This is a genomic window from Hoeflea marina (assembly GCF_003182275.1).
Classification (GTDB): Bacteria; Pseudomonadota; Alphaproteobacteria; order Rhizobiales; family Rhizobiaceae; genus Hoeflea; species Hoeflea marina.
The window spans coordinates 705,754-725,017 of the sequence record NZ_QGTR01000001.1 but is presented as its reverse complement, the minus strand read 5'-3'; the positions used below and the strand labels follow the sequence as shown (position 1 = coordinate 725,017).

Here is a 19,264-nt window from a genome sequence, read left to right as displayed (position 1 = left end):
GGTTGACTTCCAATCTTCGAGGGGCCACTTGAACCCCATTGCCGTGGCAATTTCAAGACTGCTACTGGACACCGACGGGCCTGGGCGGGAAAAGTCTGCCGCAGGCGACACACGACATCATCATTTGACAGTTTGCCGAGGCTGGCGACCTGGAAGCGAGCAAGAGGACGCTATGGCGGTCAATCCGGAACTCAAGGCCTATCTTCAAACGCGGCGGTCGATCCCCGCCTTCCAGATGGGGGAACCCGGCCCTTCCCATGACGAGATCATGGAAATGCTGAAACTCGCGACCCGCGTTCCCGATCACGGCAAGCTGGCGCCATGGCGATTTGCCGTCTATCGCGGAGCAGAGCGCGAGCGGCTGTCGTTGGCGCTGGCCGACGTGGCCATGGCGCGCAATCCCGAGCTTTCCGAGGAGATGGTCAAGGTCGAGAAGAGCCGGCTGACCCGCGCGCCGGTGGTGATCGCCGTGCTGTCGCGCGCCGCGCCGCACGTCAAGATTCCGGAATGGGAGCAGGTGATGAGCGCCGGCGCCGTCTGCCTCAACCTGCTGATGGCCGCCAATGCGCTTGGCTATTGCTCGAACTGGCTCACCGAATGGTATGCCTTCGACGAAAGCGTGCATCCGCTGCTTGGCATCAAGCCGGACGAGAAGGTCGCGGGCTTCATCCATATCGGCACTCCGACCGTGCCGCCGTTCGAGCGACCGCGCCCCGACGTCGACAGCCTGGTCACATTCTATGGGGACGCGTGATGTTCTATGGCACTGCCGGCAATGCCCACGGGCTGCCCCATGATCCCTTCAAGGCGATCGTCTCGCCGCGCCCGATCGGCTGGATCGGCACCCGCGGCCGCGACGGTTCGGTCAATCTCGGCCCCTATTCGTTCTTCAACGCCATCTCCGACAGCCCGAAGATGGTCATGTTCTCCTCGGCCGGCCGCAAGGACAGCCTGCGCAATTGCGAGGAGACCGGCGTTTTCACCGCCAGTCTCGTCGGCCGCGCGCTGGCCGAGCAGATGAATGCCTCCTCGGTCAACGCACCCTACGGAACGAGCGAATTCACCTTCGCCGGGCTCGGCATGTCCGAGGGGCAGCTGATTGACGCGCCATTCGTGGCCGAGGCCTATGCGGCGCTCGAATGCCGGGTGACAGACATCGTGCCGCTGAAGGGATTGCAGGGCGTCGCCTCGGAATCGACCATGGTCATCGCGCAGGTGGTCGGCATCCACATCGACGAGACGGTGCTGAAGGACGGCATGATCGACATGGCCCTGGCTGCTCCCGTGGCGCGGCTCGGCTACCGCGACTATGCGGATGCCGCCGACGTGTTCCGCATGACCCGGCCGCTCTGGCCGAAGGACTGAAGCGCTTGGCACCGCGGCCGGCGGTCTGATGCTTGTCGCCCGCAGGCTGCAGCGGTCTCCGGGTCTTGCCATGCATCGCTGCCGGAAGCTGGGGCGAATCCCGCACACCGAATCGACACAGACGGATTTCAGGCCGGCGGCAGGTTCGACGGTTCGAGACCGGCGCGGCGGGCAATGCGTTCGGCCTGCCTGAGATGCGGGCGATCCAGCATCCGGCCGTCGAGCGACAGCACGCCGGCATCGGGGCCGGCGGCGGCAAACAGCGCCAGGATGCGGACGGCGCGGGCGACATCGTCGGGATGCGGCGTGAACGCCCGGTTGATGATCTCGACCTGACCCGGGTGGATCGCCATCTTGCCGGAGAAGCCGTCGCGAGCGGCGGCACGGCATTCCCGCTCAAGACCTTCGGGATCCTGGAAATCGGTGAACACCGTGTCGATGGCGTCGACCGCGGCATTGGCCGCAGCAAGAATGGTCAGCGCCCGCACCATTCGGAAGACGTCGGTGTAGCGCCCGTCCTCGTCGCGATTGGCAGAGGCGCCGATATCGGCGGCCAGATCTTCGGCACCCCAGGTCAGCGCCGTCAGCCGTGCGGTCTTGGCGGCAAAGCTCGCCGCATGGAGCGCGCCATGGGCCGTCTCGGTCATCAGCGCATGAATCCGGACGCTGCCCTCGGGAAGTCCGGCAAGAGCCTCACGCACGGCGATGCGGGCGCCGAGATCCTGCAGGGCGGCGCCATTGGCTGCTTTGGGGAAAAGGATCGCGTCGGGGCGGGCGGCAATCACAGCGTCAAGATCGTCATCGGTGAGTCCGGTGTCGAGCGCATTGACGCGCACCACAAGAACCGGGTGGCCGGCGCCGCGTTGGGCCGATCGGAGGTAGCGCGACACCTGCTCGCGGGCTTCCTGCTTGCGCGCCGTGGAAACCGAATCCTCGAGATCGAGAATGAGCCCATCGGCGCCGGAGTCCGCCGCCTTCTGCTGTTTGCGCTCGGAATCGCCGGGAACGAAAAGCAGCGAGCGCATCATGCGACCGGTCGCTTCATCATCATCGCCTGGCGCACGCAGCGCGCGACGAGCAGACCGTTCTGATTGAAGGCCTGGTGCTCGAATTCGACGATGCCGCGGTCCGGCCTGGATTGCGAGGCACGCACGGTGAGCACCTTCGTCTCGACCCGCACGGTATCGCCGTGAAACAGCGGATGCGGAAAGGTGACGTCGGTCATGCCGAGATTGCCGATGGTCGTGCCGATGGTCGTGTCGTTGACCGAGATGCCGATCATGAGCCCGAGGGTGAACAGCGAATTGACCAGCGGCTTGCCCCATTCCGACTTGGCTGCGAAATCGTGATCGATGTGAAGCGGCTGCGGATTGAGCGTCATGTTGGAGAACATCATGTTGTCAGCCTCGGTCACCGTGCGGCGCAGCGAGTGCTCGAATACGAGACCGGGTTCAAACTCCTCGAGATACAAACCGCCCATGCCGCTTCTCCATCCAGCAGATCCATGCGCCAGTCTTGACCGTTGACGGGCGAGGGCGCAAGCACCCCAGTCCCCGTCCTGGATCGTTTTGACGGACTTAACAAACATGGTGAACCGATCGTAAACCATTTGGCTCTAGCGTGAGGCCCAAGAGTTTTGTGATCCGGGTACCCTCATGATCGTGCAGTCCTTCCTCAAATGGTCCGAAACCGCCAAGACCGGCGACAGGGCGCGCGCGGCCTTCGCTCTGGCGCAGGCCTATTCCGACGGACGGATGCAGGGCAACGAGGCGATGGCGGCGGCGGCGGCTCTCGCTTTCCTGCTTGAGGATCCCTCGCCGAAGGTTAGAATTGCCCTTGCCGAGGGGTTGGCACACAGCGACAGGGCGCCGAGAAGTGTCATCCTGGCCCTGGCCAGCGACCAGATCGAGGTTGCAAGCCGCGTGATCGCACTGTCGCCGGTGCTGACAGAGAGCGATCTCGTCGACCTGGTCGCGGGCGGGCGCTCCCTGCTGCAGCAGATCGTCGCCTTCCGTCGTCCGCTCGGCGTGTCGATCTGCGCGGCGCTTGCCGAGGTCGGCTCGGCTGCGGCCGTCGCCGATCTTCTGGAGAACGCCGAGGCGAGCATCGCCAGGATTTCGCTGCGCCGAATCGCCGAACGCTTCGGTGACAATGCCGAGATCCGCAGCCTTTTGTTTGAACGCCCGGATCTGCCATGTGCCGTCCGCCAGGGCCTGGTGGAAAAGGTCGGGGCGGCACTTGCGGGTTTCGGTCTGGTGCGCACGGCCATCGGCAGCGACCGGGTGCTGATGGTCACGGACGAGGCCTGCGTGAACGCGACGCTGAGGCTCGCTGAAACCGTCGATCTCGCCGAACTGCCTGCGTTGGTGGAACACCTCAGAATCACCGGGCGGCTGACGCCGGCCTTCCTGATGCACGGCCTGTGCGCGGGCAATGTCGACTTCTTTGCTGCCGCCGTCGTGGCACTGTCGGGGCTCGGCGAGAACCGGGTTAGGGGCATTCTGGTCGACGGACGCGAGACAGGAATGCGGGCGCTGTACCGCGCGATCGGTCTCGATGGCGATCTGGCGACGGTGTTCGTGTCGGCGACGCTGATGTGGCGCGAAGCCTCGAGAAGGGGCGGCCCGGCAGACGCCGGCGCCATCGCCGCACGGCTCATCGCGCGCCACGGCGACTTTGCGCGAGACCGGCCGGCGATCCGGGATCTGCTGCGCCTCGTCGAATCCATGCAGCACGCCTGGACCCGGCAGGGCTCGCGCGACTACGCTACCGCGCTGGCTGCCCAGGCGGCATGAGCGAGGTGACTCCGTTGGAGGCGCGGGCCATCGCGGGTCAGCGCGTGGTGCAGCTCCAGACCAGCACCCCGCAGCTGTAGGAATAGGTTGAACATTTCGCCAGTGCCTTGTTCTCTGCCGCCCGCCGGGAACTGGACCAGGAGGCGCCCCAGCCATCCGGCCCGGAGGCAAGCGCGCCGCAGGCATTCCTGTACCATGTGACGATCTTGCAGCCCCGGCCTCGGGCGCGGCATTCGCCAAGCGCACGGGTTTCGGCGCCGGCACGGGTCGAATAATCGTGCGAATAGGCGCGGGCGCCCGAGGTTCGTGAATAGGCAATGGCGCCGTAATTGTCAGCCGCTGCAGCGCCGGAGGCCGGCATCAGCAATCCAACCGCGATCATGGCCATACCGAAAAATCGCCCGCCTGTCGTCATGCTGCCCCCGTTGCTGCCCGGCGCGCGGCCACCCGGTGCGGGCGTTGCGGCGGCGAACGGTTCACTCTGACAGAGCGGAGCGAAAATCATAGGGGCGGGCGCGTCCCGCCGAAGATATTTTCGGAGGCGCTGTGGCACACCTCAGATGTCAAGATTCTCCGCGAATTCGGCATGTTCCTGGATGAAGCGGAAGCGCGCATCGGCCCGCGTCCCCATCAGGGCATCAACGGCATCGCGAGTGGATTCCGGATCGGATATGTCGATGGCGACCTTGAGCAGGGTCCGCTTCTTCGGATCCATGGTGGTTTCCTTGAGCTGCGCCGGCAGCATCTCGCCAAGTCCCTTGAATCGGTTGATTTCCACCTTGCCACGGCCGGAAAACTCCGTCTCCAGCAGTTCGACGCGATGGGCGTCGTCGCGGGCGTAAAAGGTCTTGGCTCCCTGGCTGAGCTTGTAGAGCGGCGGCACGGCCAGATAGAGATGGCCCTGGCGGACGAGCTCGGGCATTTCCTGGTAGAAGAAGGTAATCAGCAGCGAGGCGATATGGGCGCCGTCGACATCGGCATCGGTCATGATGACGATGCGTTCGTAACGTAGATCTTCCTCGCGGTATTTGGATCGCGTCCCGCAGCCCAGAGCCTGGACCAGATCGGCGATCTGCTGGTTGGCGCCAAGCTTTTCCCTGCCCGCGCTGGCGACGTTGAGGATCTTGCCACGCAACGGCAGGATCGCCTGGTTGGCGCGGTTGCGCGCCTGCTTGGCCGAGCCGCCGGCCGAATCGCCTTCCACGATGAACAATTCGGCGCCGCCGGCGGTGTTCTGCGAACAGTCGGCCAGCTTGCCCGGCAGGCGCAACTTGCGCACGGCGGTCTTGCGGTTGACCTCCTTCTCCTTCCGGCGGGCGACACGCTCGTCGGCCCGGTCGATCACCCATTCGAGAAGCTTGTCGGCTTCGGCAGGCGAATCGGCGAGGAAATGGTCGAAGGGATCGCGCAGCGCGTTCTCGACCAGCCGCTGGGCCTCGGCGGACGCCAGCTTGTCCTTGGTCTGGCCGACGAATTCAGGCTCGCGGATGAACACCGAGAGCATGCCGATGGCCGAGATCATCACGTCGTCGGTGGTGATCGCGGCGGCGCGCTTGTTGCCGGTGAGCTCCGCATAGGCCTTGAGCCCCTTGGTCAGCGCAATGCGCAGTCCCGCCTCGTGGGTGCCGCCTTCGGGCGTCGGAATGGTGTTGCAATAGGAGTGCACCGACGTGTCGCCGCCATACCAGGTCACCGCCCATTCCATGGCGCCATGTCCGCCCGTCTTCTCGGTCTTGCCGGCGAAGATGTCACGGTTGACGCGGTGATCCTTGCCGAGCGTCGCTTCGAGATAATCCTTGAGACCTCCAGGGAAGTGGAAGACCGCCTTGTCCGGCGTTTCCGTGCCCTCGACCAGAGATGGCGCGCAGGACCAGCGGATCTCGACGCCGCCGAACAGATAGGCCTTGGAACGCGCCATGCGGCAGAGCCGGCCCGGATCAAAACGAGCACCGGCACCAAAGATCTGCGGATCGGGGTGGAAGCGCACCCTGGTGCCGCGGCGGTTGTGGACGTCTCCCAGTTCTTGCAGACCGCCCTGGGGAATGCCGCGGGAAAAGCGCTGGCGGTAGAGCTTGCGGTTTCGAGCCACTTCCACTTCAAGATCGTCGGACAGCGCATTGACCACCGAAACGCCCACGCCGTGCAGGCCGCCCGAAGTCTCGTAGACCTTGGAGTCGAACTTGCCGCCGGCATGCAGCACCGTCATGATCACTTCCAGCGTCGACTTGTCGGGATATTTGGGATGGTTCTCGACCGGGATGCCGCGGCCGTTGTCGGTCACCGACAGATATCCGTGCTCGTCGAGTTCGACCTCGATGAAATTGGCATGGCCGGCCACGGCCTCGTCCATCGAGTTGTCGATCACCTCGGCGAAGAGGTGGTGAAGGGCGCGCTCGTCGGTGCCGCCGATATACATGCCGGGGCGGCGTCGCACCGGCTCGAGGCCTTCGAGGACTTCGATGGTCGAGGCATTGTAGTCGCCGGAATCGGTCTTCAGGACGGTGCTCTTCGTCGCGCGGGGCTCGGCAGCCGATTCGGCGGGCCTTGCCAGCGGCGGCTGCAGCTTGGCCGGCGCTTTCGGCGCCGCGGCGGCAACGGTTTTGGCGGCAGGGCTGCCCACGGTTGAAAACAGATCGTTGGAATCGTCCATGCTCAGGTCAATCTCGGTGTAATCTGGTTTGCGAATCAGCGGGAGTTTGCCAGAATCAGACCGTTCAGGCGACCGCTGCACGGAGGTATACACCGCTTGCGCCCATTCTTTGCAGCCATTTTGGCAGTGTGCGTGGCATTTGCGGCGACGCCCGCCGAGGCGCTGCGGATCGAAGGCAGCAAGGATGCGCTGTTCGCATGGCCGAAGGTGCTTTCCATCGGACCCGACCGCGCCTTCTTCGTCGTCGACTATGATGAGATGCGCGACATCAACGGCCGAGACGACGAGCCCGAGCGGCGCGTCAACAGCCGCTATGTCACCGCCCTGCCTGGCACGGCCAGCCGGATGCGGGTGCTTGAAGCCGCGGGCCGCAGGGTCGAGATCGGCGAGGCCGGCACGCCGGCCAATGCGCGGTTTGCCGTCATCTTCGTGCATGGCCGTGCCGGCGACCGGAGGCTGGGCATGGACGATCGTCGGTTCGGCGGCAATTTCAACCGGCTGAAAAATCTGGCAGTCCGCAATGGCGGCGTCTATGTGGCGCCGACGGTCAAGACCTTCGACGCCGAAGGCAGGGCCGATGTGGCGGCGATCATCGCCAGCCTGCGGGCGGCGTCTCCCGGCGCTCCGATCGTGCTGGCCTGCGGATCGATGGGAGCGATGGTGTGCTCGGCGGTGGCGCGGGACAGCGAGAGCGTCGCGCGCCTAGCGGGCATGGTGCTGCTGGGCGGGGCGCCGGATGGCGACCTGGCCGACACCGCGCTCGTGAAAGCGCGCGTGCCCGTGGTCTTCACCCATGGCAGCGCCGACGAAACCTATTCCTGGGAGACCCAGAAACGTGTGTTCGACCGGGTTCGGGCCGGAGGCGGCACCTATCCGACCCGTTTCGTGCTGTTTCAATCAGGCAGCCACGGCACGCCGATCCGGATGACAGACTGGAAGGACGTGCTCAACTGGATCTTCGCCAACACGCCCCGGCGATGAGCCGCAGCGGCCGGCGCGGGAACCAGACTGTCGCGCGCAAGCACCGGCGCACCACGCCATCTTAAGCATTCCCTAACCAACAGGCCCAAAAGCAGGCATCCGGGTTGCCCGCTTTGCATTTTTTCAAGGTCTTTCCGGCAGGTTTTGCCAACGGGACATCGGTTCCGTGTGAATCGATGCGGCCCGAAGTCGCTGAGGTCAGGCAATCAGGGAGCCGGCAATGGATGCTCGCAGCGATAAGCAGCATTTTCCGCTGTGTGTGGATCTCGACGGCACCCTCATTGCCGCCGACAGCCTGTGGGAGGGCCTCGCGGTGCTGCTCATCAGGCAGCCATGGCTGATCTGCGCAGCCGTGCTGTGGGCCATGCGCGGCAAGCATGTTCTCAAGCGTGAAGTGGCCGCGCGCTGCGGCCGCACCGCCGAGCAATGGCCGTACCGCCCCGAGGTGCTCGAGCGCATTGCCGCCGAACGGACCGCCGGCCGCCAGGTCTGGCTTGTCACCGGCGCCGCCGCCAGCACGGCTCAGGATATCGCGGCTCATCTCGGCCTGTTCGACAGGGTGCTGCATTCGACCGACGAGATCAACCTGACGTCCGATCGCAAGCGCGACCTGCTGATCCGCGAATGCGGGGAGGGCGGTTTCGACTATGCCGGCAACAGCCGCGACGACATTCCGCTCTTCGACGCCGCCAGGCGGACCATCATGGTGGCACCGGACCGATCGGCCCGGCGCTGGCCGGGGCGCGGATCGGCCGAATTGCTGGCAGTGCGGGCAGTCTCGCTGCTGGCGCCATTCAAGGCGATCCGTGTCCACCAGTGGCTCAAGAACCTGCTGCTGGGCGTTCCGCTGGTGCTCAACCACGAACTTGACAACCTGCCGCACATGCTGGCGGTGGTGGTGGCATTCTTCTCCTTCAGTTTCCTCGCCTCGGCCGTGTATGTCATCAATGACATCGCCGATCTGAGCAACGACAGGATGCATCCGCGCAAGCGCCTGCGGCCGCTGGCCAGCGGTGATGTGTCAATCCTGCTGGCGGCAGCGATGACCGTGGCGCTGATTCTCGCATCGCTGGGCTTGGCCAGCCTGCTGCCGCCGGCGTTCTGGGGCGTGATGGTGGTCTACGGTCTGGTAACGACCACCTACACGCTGCTGCTCAAGCGCAAGCTGCTTGTCGATGTCTTCACGCTTGCCGGTCTCTACACACTGCGCATTCTTGCGGGTGCAGCCGCAACCGGCGTGGCGCTGTCGTTCTGGTTGCTGGCCTTTTCGATCTTCTTCTTTCTCAGCCTGGCGCTGGTCAAGCGCTATGTCGAGCTGTCCGAGCAGATCGTCGAGGAGGGGTCCAAGCTGGTCGGCCGCGGCTATCTCTCATCCGACCGGGACATGATCGGGCAGGCCGGCATCGCTTCGGCCTTCTCCGCGGCACTGGTTCTGGCGCTCTATCTCGACAGCGCCCAGATCAGCTCGATGTACACCCATCCCTGGCTGTTGTGGCCGCTGTGCCCGCTGATCCTGTACATGCAGATCCGCATCTGGGTGCTCGCCAGCCGTTCGCTGATGCATGATGATCCGGTGGTGTTCATCATGCGCGACTGGCGCAGCCAGCTTGTGATGATGGCCGGCGTGGCACTGGTGATGGCCGCGGCGGTGCAGCCGTGAGCGTCAAGCCTGACCACGAAAGCTGGGGCAGGGTGCGCCGGGTCCGCCGACGCACCGGCAGCACCGGGGAGTTCCTCGCCAGCGGTCCCGGCGCCGGGTTCCTGCCCTTCGGCAATGGCCGATCCTACGGCGATTCCTGCCACAACGACCGTGGCCGCATCGTGCCGATGCAGCCGGGGGCCCGGATCCGCTCCTTCGACGCGGACACCGGCGTGCTTGAGGCCGATGCCGGCGTGCTGCTGTCGGAGATCCTGATGCGGGTGATCCCGGAGGGGTATTTTCTAGAGGTCACGCCGGGGACCGCACAGGTAACCCTCGGCGGGGCCATCGCCAACGATGTGCACGGCAAGAACCACCATCTGCGCGGCAGTTTCGGCCGCTCGGTGCGCTCCTTTGTGCTGCTCACGGGGGACGGGGTACCGCGCACTTGCTCGCCGATGGAAAACCCGCGTCTGTTTGCCGCCACCATCGGCGGCATGGGGCTGACCGGCTTCATCCTGACCGCGCGCATCCAGCTGATGCGGGTGCCTTCGGCCAATATCCGCCAGATGACACAACGGTTCTCCCATATCGACGGCTATTTCGACGCGATCGAGGCCATAGACGCCAGCCACGAATATTCGGTTGCCTGGATTGACCAGTTGGCCACCGGCGCCAGGACCGGCCGAGGCGTGCTGATGGCCGGCGATCATGCCGAGGACGGCGGACCCGCACGGCTGCCGCGGCCGCCGCGCCTCTCCGTTCCTTTCGTGCTGCCGGTCAATGTGCTCAACGGCCTGACGCTGTCGGCATTCAACGGGCTGTACTACGGGTGGGCGCCGAGCCGGCCGACGGTTTCGATCGTGCCCTGGCAGGGCTTCTTTCATCCCCTCGACGCGATCGGCAACTGGAACCGTCTCTATGGCCCGCGGGGGCTCTACCAGCACCAGAGCGTCTATCCTGAGGCCGATGCCCGCGACACGACGCTCAGGCTGCTCGAGTGCGCCCGCCGCCATGGCCACGCCTCGTTCCTGACCGTGCTCAAGCGTTTCGGGGCGGTGGTGTCTCCGGGCATGATGTCGTTTCCGCGGCCGGGTTTCACACTGACGCTCGATTTCGCCAATCTCGGCAGGCGCACGGTGGCCATGCTGGATGCGCTTGACGACATCGTGCTTGCGGCCGGCGGGGCGCTCAACCCGTACAAGGACCAGCGCATGCGGCCATCGATGTTCGAGGCTTCGTTTCCGAACTGGCGCGATCTCGAAGCCTGCCGCGACCCGAACATCCAGTCCGACTTCTGGCGCCGCACCGCGATGCTGCTGCCCGACACCCGCGGCGGAGTCGCTGCCCGGTCAGAGCTGGCCGATCCGGATCAAAGCGGGACTGCAGACAATTTGAACCAAATGCACATGCCTGTCTGAACCGGATGTTGGCGTCCTTTCGCTAGAACGGCAGATGTGCCGCGGAGTCTTCGATGAAATACATTGTCTTTATCCTGTTCACGGTCCTGACCAACGCCATCGCCCAGCTGATGCTCAAGCAGGGGATGATGACCATGGGACCGCTGACCTTCACGCTGGAGACCGCGGTCGCCCGGATCTTCCAGGTGGTGTTCAACCCCTGGATCTTCGCCGGCATCGTGCTGTTCGTGGCTTCGCTTGCCTCGCACCTGTTCGTGCTCTCGAAGGTCGAACTCTCGTTTGCCTATCCGTTCCTGAGCCTGGCCTATGTGGTGGTCGTCGTCTTCGGCTACTTCATCTTCGCCGAGGATCTAAATGCCTGGCGCATCGCCGGCATCGGCTTCATCTGCCTTGGCACCATCCTCGTGGCACGGTCCGGCACTGACACGAAGGACGTCAGACCGCAGAACACGGCCCAGTTGTCGGCGCTGCATGAAGGCGCCGGCGAATGACACGCTGAACCAACGCTGCGCCGTCCCCGCCGGGGCCGACGCAACCAGATCAATTGTACCGGCTACGCCGGCGGCGCAATGAGCGGACGACACAACCGCCGCGTCGAAGGCAGACTGAAAATGGGGAGTACAGACATGCTTGACACGCCAACCCGCATGACGACGGAAGCACCGCCCTTGTCGGACGAGAAGCTGGCCGTCCGACCACGACTGCTGTCGGTGGCCGACGCGAAAGCGATGAGCCTGGCCGAAATGACGGAGCTGTTCAAGGATCACATCAATCCGGGTCAGCTGCATTTCATGAAGCTGTTGGGTTTCCACAAGGTCAAGATCGAGCGCGCCGAGGGGATGTACTATACGGACCAGAACGGCCGCAAGATCCTAGATTTCTTTGGCGGATTCGGCTCGCTCGCATTCGGTCACAATCATCCGCGCATCATCGCCGCCCGCCAGCAGTTCCAGGACGAGGACAGGCATGAAATCGCCATCGCTTTCATGAGCCAGTACGCCTCCGCCCTGGCCAGGAACCTTGCGGCAATTTCGCCGGGCGATCTGGACATGGTATTCCTCGGCTCGTCCGGCTCGGAAGCCATGGAAGCGGCAATCAAGGTGGCCGAACGGGCCGCCGGTCCGGCGCGGCCGAAGATCGTCTATGCCGAGAATTCGTTCCACGGCAAGACCAAGGGCGTGCTGTCGCTCACAGACTCTCCGCTTTACCGCGGCGAATTCAGGCTCGTTGACAACACCGTCAAGGTGCCGTTCGGCGACATCGACGCCATTCGCAACGCCTTCGAGGCCGATCCGGCCATCGGCGTGATCGTGCTCGAGACCATCCAGGGCGGCGGCGGCATCGTCCAGGCCCCGGTGGCGTTCTGGCAGCAGCTGCGCGCGCTGTGCGACAAGCATGGGGTGCTCTGGATCGCCGACGAGGTGCAGTGCGGCATGGGCCGTTCGGGCCGCTTCTACGCCTTCGAGCATGCCGGCGTCGTCCCCGACGTCACGGCGCTCGCCAAATCACTCGGCGGCGGCAAATGCGCCATGGCGGCCATGGTGGCGTCGCGCAAGGTCTACATGAAGGCCTACGGCACGCCGAAGACCGCCATGATCCACGCCCAGGCCACGTTCGGCGGCATCGGCGAAGCCTGCATCACCGCCATCGAGGGCCTCAACGTCCTGTATGACGAGGACCTGATCGGCAATGCCGAACGCACGGGCGGGTACCTTCTGGAGCAGCTCGAGGGACTGAAGGCAAAATATCCGCAGATCATCAAGGAGGTGCGCGGCCAGGGCTTCATGGTCGGGCTGGAGTTCCAGGATTTCAGCCAGACCCTGCCGGCGCTGCTGAGGCCGATGGTCGGCATGCTGGACGAAAAGCTGAAGGGGTCGCTGTCGGGCTTTGTCGGCGCCGAACTGCTGCGCGATCACGACGTGCTGGTCGCCTTCACCGAGTACAACCGAAACGTCATCCGGCTGGAGCCGCCGCTGATCTGCGGCCGCGAACATGTCGACCGGTTCATCGCGGCGCTCGACGCCGTGCTCGGTCGCGGCATCGCCCGCATCGTTCGCGACTTCATCGGCAGCCAGGTGGCTTCGAAGGCCTGAGCCGCCGCATCATGACGGAATTGGGCCCGGCGCGACAGCGTCGGGCTTCTTGCTGTCTCAGCGCAGGGGCGCATGTCACGCAAGCAATGGATCCGGACAATCGCACCCGTCGCATGGCACCGGGGCGGAAACCGCGCGCGCCGAACATGCGGGCACTATTTCAGGAATGCATCGTAACATTGTGTGAGGCGAATGCGCTCGTGACCGCGCAGAGCCGGTGCGTATATATCGTAAAGGCGGCGGCGCGCGATCATGTCGGGGCAGGTCGGCAGCAGGACCAGGCCGGGTCCGGAGAGCGCTGTCCTGGCCAGATCACCCATATCGGGGACCGTGCGCGACGGATCGGCGCCGATCGCCACGCCCCTGGGGCCATGCCGGTCGAGCAGGAAGGGAAACGGATTGGTGAAATCCAGCGTGAAGATGGTGTCGAAGCGACGGCCGCGCTGGTCTTCAAGGGAGCGGATGGCATCGATGGCCTCGTCGGCGGTCTTGAGCCAGAGCAGCTGGAAATCCGGCTCCGACGGCGTCAGCGCGGACAGCCATTCGCCGCGGTCCGCCATCATGTGGGGCAGTTCGGCCGTCGGGTAGAACTCGCGCAACAGGTCGGCGCGGCGGAGGAACTGCTCCCGGGCCGTTACCCGGCCCAGCGTGCCCAGATTGCGCGTCTGCAACTGGTCATAGCCCACTCCGCTGATTGCGGCCCGGGCGGCCCGGTGGCCGGTCTTGGTGAGCGTCGGCAGCGTCGCCAGCGCGACGAGCACCAGGATGGCCGTGCGATGGGCGACCGTCGCGCCGCGCAGCCGCAGCAGCATCCGGAGCATCGGTGGCCAGACCAGCAGATAGGCATGCGATCCCGTGTTCTGGGTCTCGAAGACGAGACCGGCGAGAAGACAGATGCCGATGGCCAGCCAGTCATTGTCGGCCGTCCGCTGCAGCGTGCGCGACAGCACGCGACCGTTCACATGCAGCGGCGCGGGCCAGCGGGAGCGGAACTGGGAGGCGGCCAGCACGACAACCAGCAGGCCGCCTGCAACCGCCACGTCGAAGCGCAGCGACAAGGCGGTGAGGAAGCGCGGCAGCAGACCACCCTGGTTCTCCGCCACCAGGAAGAGGATGTCGTGAAGATAGGCACTGACAATGCCGGTGGACCATTCGGCGAGCCCCAGCGCCGCGACGAAGACCGAGGCCACCGTCAACGCCGTGATCGGTGCGATCAGGCCGGCGAGCAGGCCGAAAGCCAGCACCAGCCCGATCGAAAAGAAGGCGGTCACCTTGGAGAAGAACAGGGCAAGCATGATGACGGCCAGCACGGCCGACTGCACCCGCCGCTTCGGAATGAAGAAGACCGAAGCGCTGGCCAGATACATCAGCGCTGCGGCGTGGCGGTTGTAGTAGCCGAAACCGTCGACGCCGGGAAACGGGTAGACGTCGATCGTATCGAAGGGCAGGGCGGCAAAGAACAGGAACGGCAGCACCACTCCCCAGGCCGCCATGGCCGACTGCCTGGCTGCCTGCAGGCCGATGACGGCCACGAGCGGCACCGACACGACGAGGAACGAAAAATGGATCAGCAGCAGCGGCTGGCCATGCGGGAAGACCAGGTGCATGAGGGCTGCGAGATAATAATTCAGCGCACCCACCGGGGCCTCGAAATCAATGGCCGGGATCTGCCCGTCAAGCACGCGGTTGATGCCGTCGTAATAGATGAAGGTGTCCCAGTACATCGGCCCGATCGGGACGCTGATCGGCAGGATCAACAGCAGCACGCAGAAGGCGCAGAAGCCGAAGAGGGCAAGCAGGATCGCGGTGGCCGTGCGGAGGCGGTGGGGGGCCGCATGGCCCGGTGCAATGGAGAAGGACTTGCTTGTCATGACTTGGATGTAGCTCATACTTTTGGCAAAAGTGCTAAGCAGCATGGTTAAACTCGGCAAATGGTTAAACGGCCAAGGCGCCCGAAGCAATCGGGGCGGGAGGAGGGTGGCAATCCCCCCATATTGAAAAACCCCGGTGTCGCCACCGGGGTTCTGGTTCATCGGGCCTTCATGCGCCTCGCGGGCGGACGCAGATCGGCCAGGATCAGGCCGAATAGTACATGTCGTACTCGACCGGATGCGGCGTCATGTCGTAGCGCATGACTTCGATCATCTTGAGTTCCAGATAGGCGTCGATCTGGTCGTCGTCGAAAACGCCGCCGGCGGTCAGGAACTTGCGATCCTTGTCGAGGCTTTCCAGCGCTTCGCGCAGGGAACCGCAGACGGTCGGGATCTTTTTTAGTTCCTTCGGCGGCAGGTCGTAGAGATCCTTGTCCATGGCCTTGCCGGGATGGATCTTGTTCTTGATGCCGTCGAGGCCGGCCATCAGCATGGCGGCAAAGCAGAGATAGGGGTTGGCCATCGGATCCGGGAAGCGGACTTCGACGCGCTTGGCCTTCGGCGAGGTGCCGAACGGAATGCGGCACGAGGCCGAGCGGTTGCGGGCGGAATAGGCCAGCAGCACGGGGGCTTCATAACCCGGGACCAGACGCTTGTAGGAATTGGTCGACGGGTTGGTGAAGGCGTTCAGCGCCTTGGCGTGCTTGATGATGCCGCCGATGTAGAACAGGCAGCTTTCCGACAGGCCCGCATATTCGTCGCCCGCGAAGGTCGGCTTTCCGCCCTTCCAGATCGACTGGTGCACATGCATGCCCGAGCCGTTGTCGCCGAAGATCGGCTTCGGCATGAAGGTGGCCGTCTTGCCATAGGCATTGGCGACCTGATGGACGACGTATTTGTAGATCTGCATCTTGTCGGCGTTGCGGGTCAGCGTGTCGAACTTGATGCCGAGCTCGTGCTGGGCTGCCGCCACCTCGTGGTGGTGCTTTTCCACCGTGACGCCCATTTCCGTGAGCACGGTGAGCATTTCCGAGCGCATGTCCTGGGCCGAATCGATCGGCGGCACCGGAAAGTAACCGCCCTTGACGCGCGGACGATGGCCCATGTTGCCGGTCTCGTAGTCGGTGTCGTCGTTGGACGGCAGTTCGGTGGAGTCAAGCTTGAAGCCGGTGTTGTAAGGGTCGGCCTTGTACTTGACGTCGTCGAAGACGAAGAATTCTGCTTCCGGACCGACAAAGACGGTGTCGCCGATTCCCGAGGCCTGCAGATAGGCTTCGGCCTTCTTGGCCGTGGTGCGCGGGTCGCGGTTGTAGGCCTCGCCGGAGACCGGATCGAGAACGTCGCAGATGAGGACCATGGTCGACTGGGCGAAGAAAGGGTCGATATGGGCGGTCGCCGTATCGGGCATCAGCACCATGTCGGATTCGTTGATGGCCTTCCAGCCGGCGATCGAGGAGCCGTCGAACATCACGCCATCGGCGAACATGTCCTCGTCGACGCAGCAGATGTCCATGGTGACATGCTGCATCTTGCCCTTGGGATCGGTGAATCGCAGATCGACGAACTTTACGTCGTTATCCTTGATTTGCTTCAGAATTTCATTGGCAGTCGTCATCGCGAACTTCCCTGTCCTAGTTGATTTGCGCCTTTGAGTCCGGCGCTTGAGGCTAGATGGCGTCGTTGCCGGTTTCACCGGTGCGGATGCGGATCACTTCTTCAACGTTTGAAACGAAAATCTTCCCGTCTCCGATGCGCCCGGTCATGGCGGCATTGCGAATGGCTTCGATTGCAGCATCTGCCGTCTCGTCCGAGAGAACGATTTCGACTTTCACCTTGGGCAGGAAATCGACCACATATTCCGCGCCGCGATAGAGCTCGGTATGGCCCTTCTGGCGGCCAAATCCCTTGGCTTCGGTCACGGTGATGCCCTGCAAGCCGACTTCCTGAAGAGCTTCCTTCACTTCGTCCAGCTTGAACGGCTTAATGATCGCTTCGATCTTTTTCATGAGACACCAATTCTCCGCTCTTCCGATGAAAACAGCCACCGACTCATGCCGGTCACTGCCTGATGCTGCGTATGCATACGCCATGCCAATCTGACAAAAGCGAGCGGGCAAGTCGATCTCTTTGTCCCGGAATGGCAGAATATTCCGCGGTTTCGGCAGGATTGGCCGTCAACTGCACCGGAATGGAGCAGATCTCGCCCGGATTGCGCCGCCTGGTCGCCGATTGTTGGCGCCGGTGATGATTGTTTGGGCAGGCAAGGTTGATTAAAACATAGGCAAAAGGCTTAATACTGCGCCATCCTATGTGAGGGAGGCGCGGCGTTCGCTTGAACGCGCAGACGCTTCGGCTGGAGCCGGACCGCCGGCAGCTTGACCCGCATGCCGCAGCCATGGCACGCCATGGCGATGGCGATCAACACAACCCTGCTGTTCACTCCGGAGGCCATGGCGAAGGTGGACGCCCGCGTCATTGCATCCGGCATACCGGGGCCGGAGCTGATGCGCGCCGCCGGCGCCTCGGTCGTGGCCTGCCTCCTTTCCAGCTGGCCCAACGTGGCGCGCGCGGTGGTGCTGTGCGGGCCGGGCAACAATGGCGGCGACGGCCACATCGCCGCATCGTTGCTTGCAGCATTCGGGGTGCCGGTCCTCCGGCACGGCTATGCGCCGAGGTCAGGAACCGACGCGGCGGCGGCCAGCGCTACCTGCGAGCACGCCATCCTGCCGCTTGGCGACTACAGGCCGCTGGCCGGCGATGTGGTCATCGATGCGCTCTTCGGCGCCGGTCTCGACCGCGCGGTGGGTGCCGAAGTGGCGGCGGTCATCGGCCGGATTGCCGAAGCCGGCACGCCCGTGCTGGCCATCGATCTCCCTTCCGGCCTCTCGGGCCGCACCGGACGGCCGACCGGCCCGGTTATCTCGGCCGAGCGGACGGTGACCTTCGCGGGCCTCAAGCCCGGCCATGTGCTGATGCCAGGGCGCGAACTCTGCGGCGTGACGACGCTCGCGGATATCGGCATGCCGGCACGGCTGGTCGCAAGCGACGATCCGCTCTGGATCAACGGGCCGCATCTCTACGGACCGACCTTGCCGCGGCGAGAGGCGGCCGACCACAAATACAGCCGCGGCCATCTGGCGGTGATGTCCGGACCGTTGATTTCGGGGGGTGCCGCCCGGTTGAGCGCCATGGCGGGACTCCGCATCGGCGCGGGCCTGGTGACGCTCGGCACGCCGCCAGGCGCGGTGATGGCGCAATCGGCGCATCTGACGGCCATCATGCAGCACAGGGTCGGGAGCAGCGCGGACCTGGCGGCGTGGTTGTCGGACCCGCGGCTGTCGGCCCTGGTCCTCGGGCCCGGCTTCGGCGATCTCGAAAAGGCACGGGACTATGCGAAGGTTCTGGCCAATGCGCGGCGATACCTGGTGCTTGACGCCGACGGGCTGACAGCCTTCGCGGGTCGCACCGGTGAACTGGGTGACATGTTCGCCGGTGAGACAAGGCTGGTGATCACCCCGCATGAGGGCGAGTTCAGGCGGCTATTTCCGGCGATTGCCGAGGACGAGACCCTGTCCAAGGTGGATCGTGCCCGCCAGGCGGCGGCCTTGCTCAACGCCGTCGTGGTCTACAAGGGCGCCGACACGGTGATTGCCGCGTCCGATGGCCGCGCCGCCATCAACGCCGACGCCCCGCCATGGCTGGCGACGGCGGGGTCTGGTGATGTTCTGTCGGGGGTGATCGGCGGCCTGCTGGCGCAATCAATGCCGATATTCGAGGCTGCCTGCGCCGGCGTCGCCCTGCATGGCGCGGCTGCCAGCCAGGCGGGACCGGGAATGACGGCGGAGGATCTGGCCGGGCTCGTGCGACCGCCAGCCGTTTGAGCCCGACCGATTTCCTGCTGGCCTAGCCGCCGATGGCGATCTTGCGCCGTGACTGCGCCGCGCCGGGCTTCTTCGGCATCGTCACCACCAGAACGCCGCGGTCGAACTTGGCCGAGATCGCATCGACATCGACCCGCTCGGGTACCGGGAACTGGCGCAGGAAGCTGCCATAGCTGCGCTCCACCAGATGCCGGTCGTCCTGTTTCGATTCGTGGTCGACCTGCTTCTCGCCCCTGAGCGTCAGCATGCCCTCCGAGATGCTGAGATCCACCTGGTCTTCCGTCAGGCCCGGGAGTTCAGCGGTGACAGTGATGGCCCTGTCGCTCTCGGTGACGTCGATGGCCGGCCTGAGCGCGCCGCTCATGTCCAGCGAGGGCAGTCCGCTGCGGGCAGCCAGTGTGCCGCTGTCGCCGAAGAAGCGCTCCAGCATCGTGTCCATTTCCTTGCGAAACTCACCGAAAAGGCCACTCGACCAGATCGATGGCGCGGCGGGTGATGACTTGGTCACTGATTTGTCGGTCATGGGTTTCTCCTTTCCTTCCCGAACTGCGGGGATGAATGAATGTCC

At 64.6% G+C, this 19,264-nt stretch carries 17 protein-coding genes; 9 read left to right on the top strand and 8 right to left on the bottom strand.

The window, feature by feature from the left end; all coding sequences use genetic code 11:
* The first annotated feature begins 172 nt into the window (after window positions 1–172).
* Complete coding sequence (locus DFR52_RS03285) at window positions 173–754, top strand: nitroreductase family protein (RefSeq protein ID WP_110030464.1); 582 nt, start codon at window positions 173–175, stop codon at window positions 752–754.
* Entirely contained in the window at window positions 754–1,365 is a 612-nt protein-coding gene (locus DFR52_RS03280; RefSeq protein WP_110030463.1) for a flavin reductase family protein, read from the top strand. The genes DFR52_RS03285 and DFR52_RS03280 overlap by 1 nt, the downstream gene beginning before the upstream one ends.
* A 128-nt stretch (window positions 1,366–1,493) precedes the next feature.
* Here the strand turns inward: DFR52_RS03280 and DFR52_RS03275 are convergent, their stop codons facing one another.
* Together DFR52_RS03275 and DFR52_RS03270 are read right to left on the bottom strand one after the other, a co-directional pair.
* Window positions 1,494–2,390, bottom strand: a complete 897-nt coding sequence (locus tag DFR52_RS03275) for an HpcH/HpaI aldolase/citrate lyase family protein (protein WP_110031105.1) — start codon at window positions 2,388–2,390, stop codon at window positions 1,494–1,496.
* The gene (locus tag DFR52_RS03270; RefSeq protein WP_110030462.1) at window positions 2,390–2,845 is read right to left on the bottom strand and encodes a MaoC family dehydratase; all 456 of its coding nucleotides are present in this window, start codon (window positions 2,843–2,845) and stop codon (window positions 2,390–2,392) included. The genes DFR52_RS03275 and DFR52_RS03270 overlap by 1 nt, the downstream gene beginning before the upstream one ends.
* Window positions 2,846–3,020: 175 nt before the next feature.
* Between DFR52_RS03270 and DFR52_RS03265 the strand changes: the two genes are divergently transcribed.
* Window positions 3,021–4,160: a DUF2336 domain-containing protein gene (locus DFR52_RS03265; protein WP_110030461.1), complete on the top strand. Its 1,140-nt coding sequence runs from the start codon at window positions 3,021–3,023 to the stop codon at window positions 4,158–4,160.
* A gap of 37 nt (window positions 4,161–4,197) precedes the next feature.
* Here DFR52_RS03265 and DFR52_RS03260 read toward each other — a convergent pair whose 3' ends face one another.
* Together DFR52_RS03260 and parE are read right to left on the bottom strand one after the other, a co-directional pair.
* Window positions 4,198–4,548, bottom strand: coding sequence for a DUF4189 domain-containing protein (locus DFR52_RS03260; RefSeq protein ID WP_158284844.1), 351 nt, complete (start codon window positions 4,546–4,548; stop codon window positions 4,198–4,200).
* A gap of 168 nt (window positions 4,549–4,716) precedes the next feature.
* A complete protein-coding gene (gene parE, locus DFR52_RS03255; protein WP_110030459.1) occupies window positions 4,717–6,810 on the bottom strand; it encodes a DNA topoisomerase IV subunit B in 2,094 nt (697 codons plus the stop codon).
* Window positions 6,811–6,936: 126 nt separating this feature from the next.
* Between parE and DFR52_RS03250 the strand changes: the two genes are divergently transcribed.
* The 5 genes from DFR52_RS03250 to DFR52_RS03230 all read left to right on the top strand — a co-directional run bounded on the left by DFR52_RS03250 (window position 6,937) and on the right by DFR52_RS03230 (window position 12,944).
* Entirely contained in the window at window positions 6,937–7,791 is an 855-nt protein-coding gene (locus DFR52_RS03250) for an alpha/beta fold hydrolase (protein WP_425351145.1), read from the top strand.
* A gap of 220 nt (window positions 7,792–8,011) precedes the next feature.
* Entirely contained in the window at window positions 8,012–9,451 is a 1,440-nt protein-coding gene (locus DFR52_RS03245; RefSeq protein WP_110030458.1) for a UbiA family prenyltransferase, read from the top strand.
* On the top strand, window positions 9,448–10,851 hold the full coding sequence (locus DFR52_RS03240; RefSeq protein ID WP_110030457.1) for an FAD-binding oxidoreductase: 1,404 nt from the start codon (window positions 9,448–9,450) through the stop codon (window positions 10,849–10,851). The genes DFR52_RS03245 and DFR52_RS03240 overlap by 4 nt, the downstream gene beginning before the upstream one ends.
* Window positions 10,852–10,904: 53 nt before the next feature.
* The gene (locus tag DFR52_RS03235; protein WP_110030456.1) at window positions 10,905–11,342 is read left to right on the top strand and encodes a DMT family transporter; all 438 of its coding nucleotides are present in this window, start codon (window positions 10,905–10,907) and stop codon (window positions 11,340–11,342) included.
* A gap of 156 nt (window positions 11,343–11,498) precedes the next feature.
* A complete protein-coding gene (locus tag DFR52_RS03230) occupies window positions 11,499–12,944 on the top strand; it encodes an aspartate aminotransferase family protein (RefSeq protein ID WP_245415212.1) in 1,446 nt (481 codons plus the stop codon).
* Between the two features lie 155 nt (window positions 12,945–13,099).
* Here the strand turns inward: DFR52_RS03230 and DFR52_RS03225 are convergent, their stop codons facing one another.
* From DFR52_RS03225 to DFR52_RS03215, 3 genes are all read right to left on the bottom strand, one after another.
* Window positions 13,100–14,815 carry a hypothetical protein gene (locus DFR52_RS03225; RefSeq protein ID WP_110030454.1) on the bottom strand — a complete coding sequence of 572 codons (1,716 nt, stop codon included), beginning with the start codon at window positions 14,813–14,815 and terminating at the stop codon, window positions 13,100–13,102.
* 205 nt (window positions 14,816–15,020) lie between these two features.
* Entirely contained in the window at window positions 15,021–16,430 is a 1,410-nt protein-coding gene (gene glnA / locus DFR52_RS03220; protein ID WP_110030453.1) for a type I glutamate--ammonia ligase, read from the bottom strand.
* A gap of 52 nt (window positions 16,431–16,482) precedes the next feature.
* On the bottom strand, window positions 16,483–16,821 hold the full coding sequence (locus DFR52_RS03215; protein WP_110030452.1) for a P-II family nitrogen regulator: 339 nt from the start codon (window positions 16,819–16,821) through the stop codon (window positions 16,483–16,485).
* 378 nt (window positions 16,822–17,199) lie between these two features.
* On the opposite strand from DFR52_RS03215, the gene DFR52_RS03210 reads away from it, so the two are divergent.
* Window positions 17,200–18,696, top strand: coding sequence for an NAD(P)H-hydrate dehydratase (locus tag DFR52_RS03210; protein ID WP_425351144.1), 1,497 nt, complete (start codon window positions 17,200–17,202; stop codon window positions 18,694–18,696).
* 22 nt (window positions 18,697–18,718) lie between these two features.
* Here the strand turns inward: DFR52_RS03210 and DFR52_RS03205 are convergent, their stop codons facing one another.
* The gene (locus tag DFR52_RS03205; protein WP_158284843.1) at window positions 18,719–19,219 is read right to left on the bottom strand and encodes an Hsp20/alpha crystallin family protein; all 501 of its coding nucleotides are present in this window, start codon (window positions 19,217–19,219) and stop codon (window positions 18,719–18,721) included.
* Window positions 19,220–19,264: the final 45 nt, after the last annotated feature.

What these genes read in the sequence shown, in the direction of transcription:
- DFR52_RS03280 (WP_110030463.1), top strand. Translation starts at nt 754, where the DNA reads ATGTTCTATGGCACTGCCGGCAATGCCCACGGGCTGCCCCATGATCCC.
- DFR52_RS03275 (WP_110031105.1), bottom strand. Translation starts at nt 2,390, where the DNA reads ATGCGCTCGCTGCTTTTCGTTCCCGGCGATTCCGAGCGCAAACAGCAG.
- parE (WP_110030459.1), bottom strand. Translation starts at nt 6,810, where the DNA reads ATGGACGATTCCAACGATCTGTTTTCAACCGTGGGCAGCCCTGCCGCC.
- DFR52_RS03235 (WP_110030456.1), top strand. Translation starts at nt 10,905, where the DNA reads ATGAAATACATTGTCTTTATCCTGTTCACGGTCCTGACCAACGCCATC.
- DFR52_RS03230 (WP_245415212.1), top strand. Translation starts at nt 11,499, where the DNA reads ATGACGACGGAAGCACCGCCCTTGTCGGACGAGAAGCTGGCCGTCCGA.
- DFR52_RS03215 (WP_110030452.1), bottom strand. Translation starts at nt 16,821, where the DNA reads ATGAAAAAGATCGAAGCGATCATTAAGCCGTTCAAGCTGGACGAAGTG.
- DFR52_RS03285 (WP_110030464.1), top strand. Translation starts at nt 173, where the DNA reads ATGGCGGTCAATCCGGAACTCAAGGCCTATCTTCAAACGCGGCGGTCG.
- DFR52_RS03225 (WP_110030454.1), bottom strand. Translation starts at nt 14,815, where the DNA reads ATGACAAGCAAGTCCTTCTCCATTGCACCGGGCCATGCGGCCCCCCAC.
- DFR52_RS03260 (WP_158284844.1), bottom strand. Translation starts at nt 4,548, where the DNA reads ATGGCCATGATCGCGGTTGGATTGCTGATGCCGGCCTCCGGCGCTGCA.
- glnA (WP_110030453.1), bottom strand. Translation starts at nt 16,430, where the DNA reads ATGACGACTGCCAATGAAATTCTGAAGCAAATCAAGGATAACGACGTA.
- DFR52_RS03270 (WP_110030462.1), bottom strand. Translation starts at nt 2,845, where the DNA reads ATGGGCGGTTTGTATCTCGAGGAGTTTGAACCCGGTCTCGTATTCGAG.
- DFR52_RS03210 (WP_425351144.1), top strand. Translation starts at nt 17,200, where the DNA reads ATGCCGCAGCCATGGCACGCCATGGCGATGGCGATCAACACAACCCTG.
- DFR52_RS03205 (WP_158284843.1), bottom strand. Translation starts at nt 19,219, where the DNA reads ATGACCGACAAATCAGTGACCAAGTCATCACCCGCCGCGCCATCGATC.
- DFR52_RS03265 (WP_110030461.1), top strand. Translation starts at nt 3,021, where the DNA reads ATGATCGTGCAGTCCTTCCTCAAATGGTCCGAAACCGCCAAGACCGGC.
- DFR52_RS03245 (WP_110030458.1), top strand. Translation starts at nt 8,012, where the DNA reads ATGGATGCTCGCAGCGATAAGCAGCATTTTCCGCTGTGTGTGGATCTC.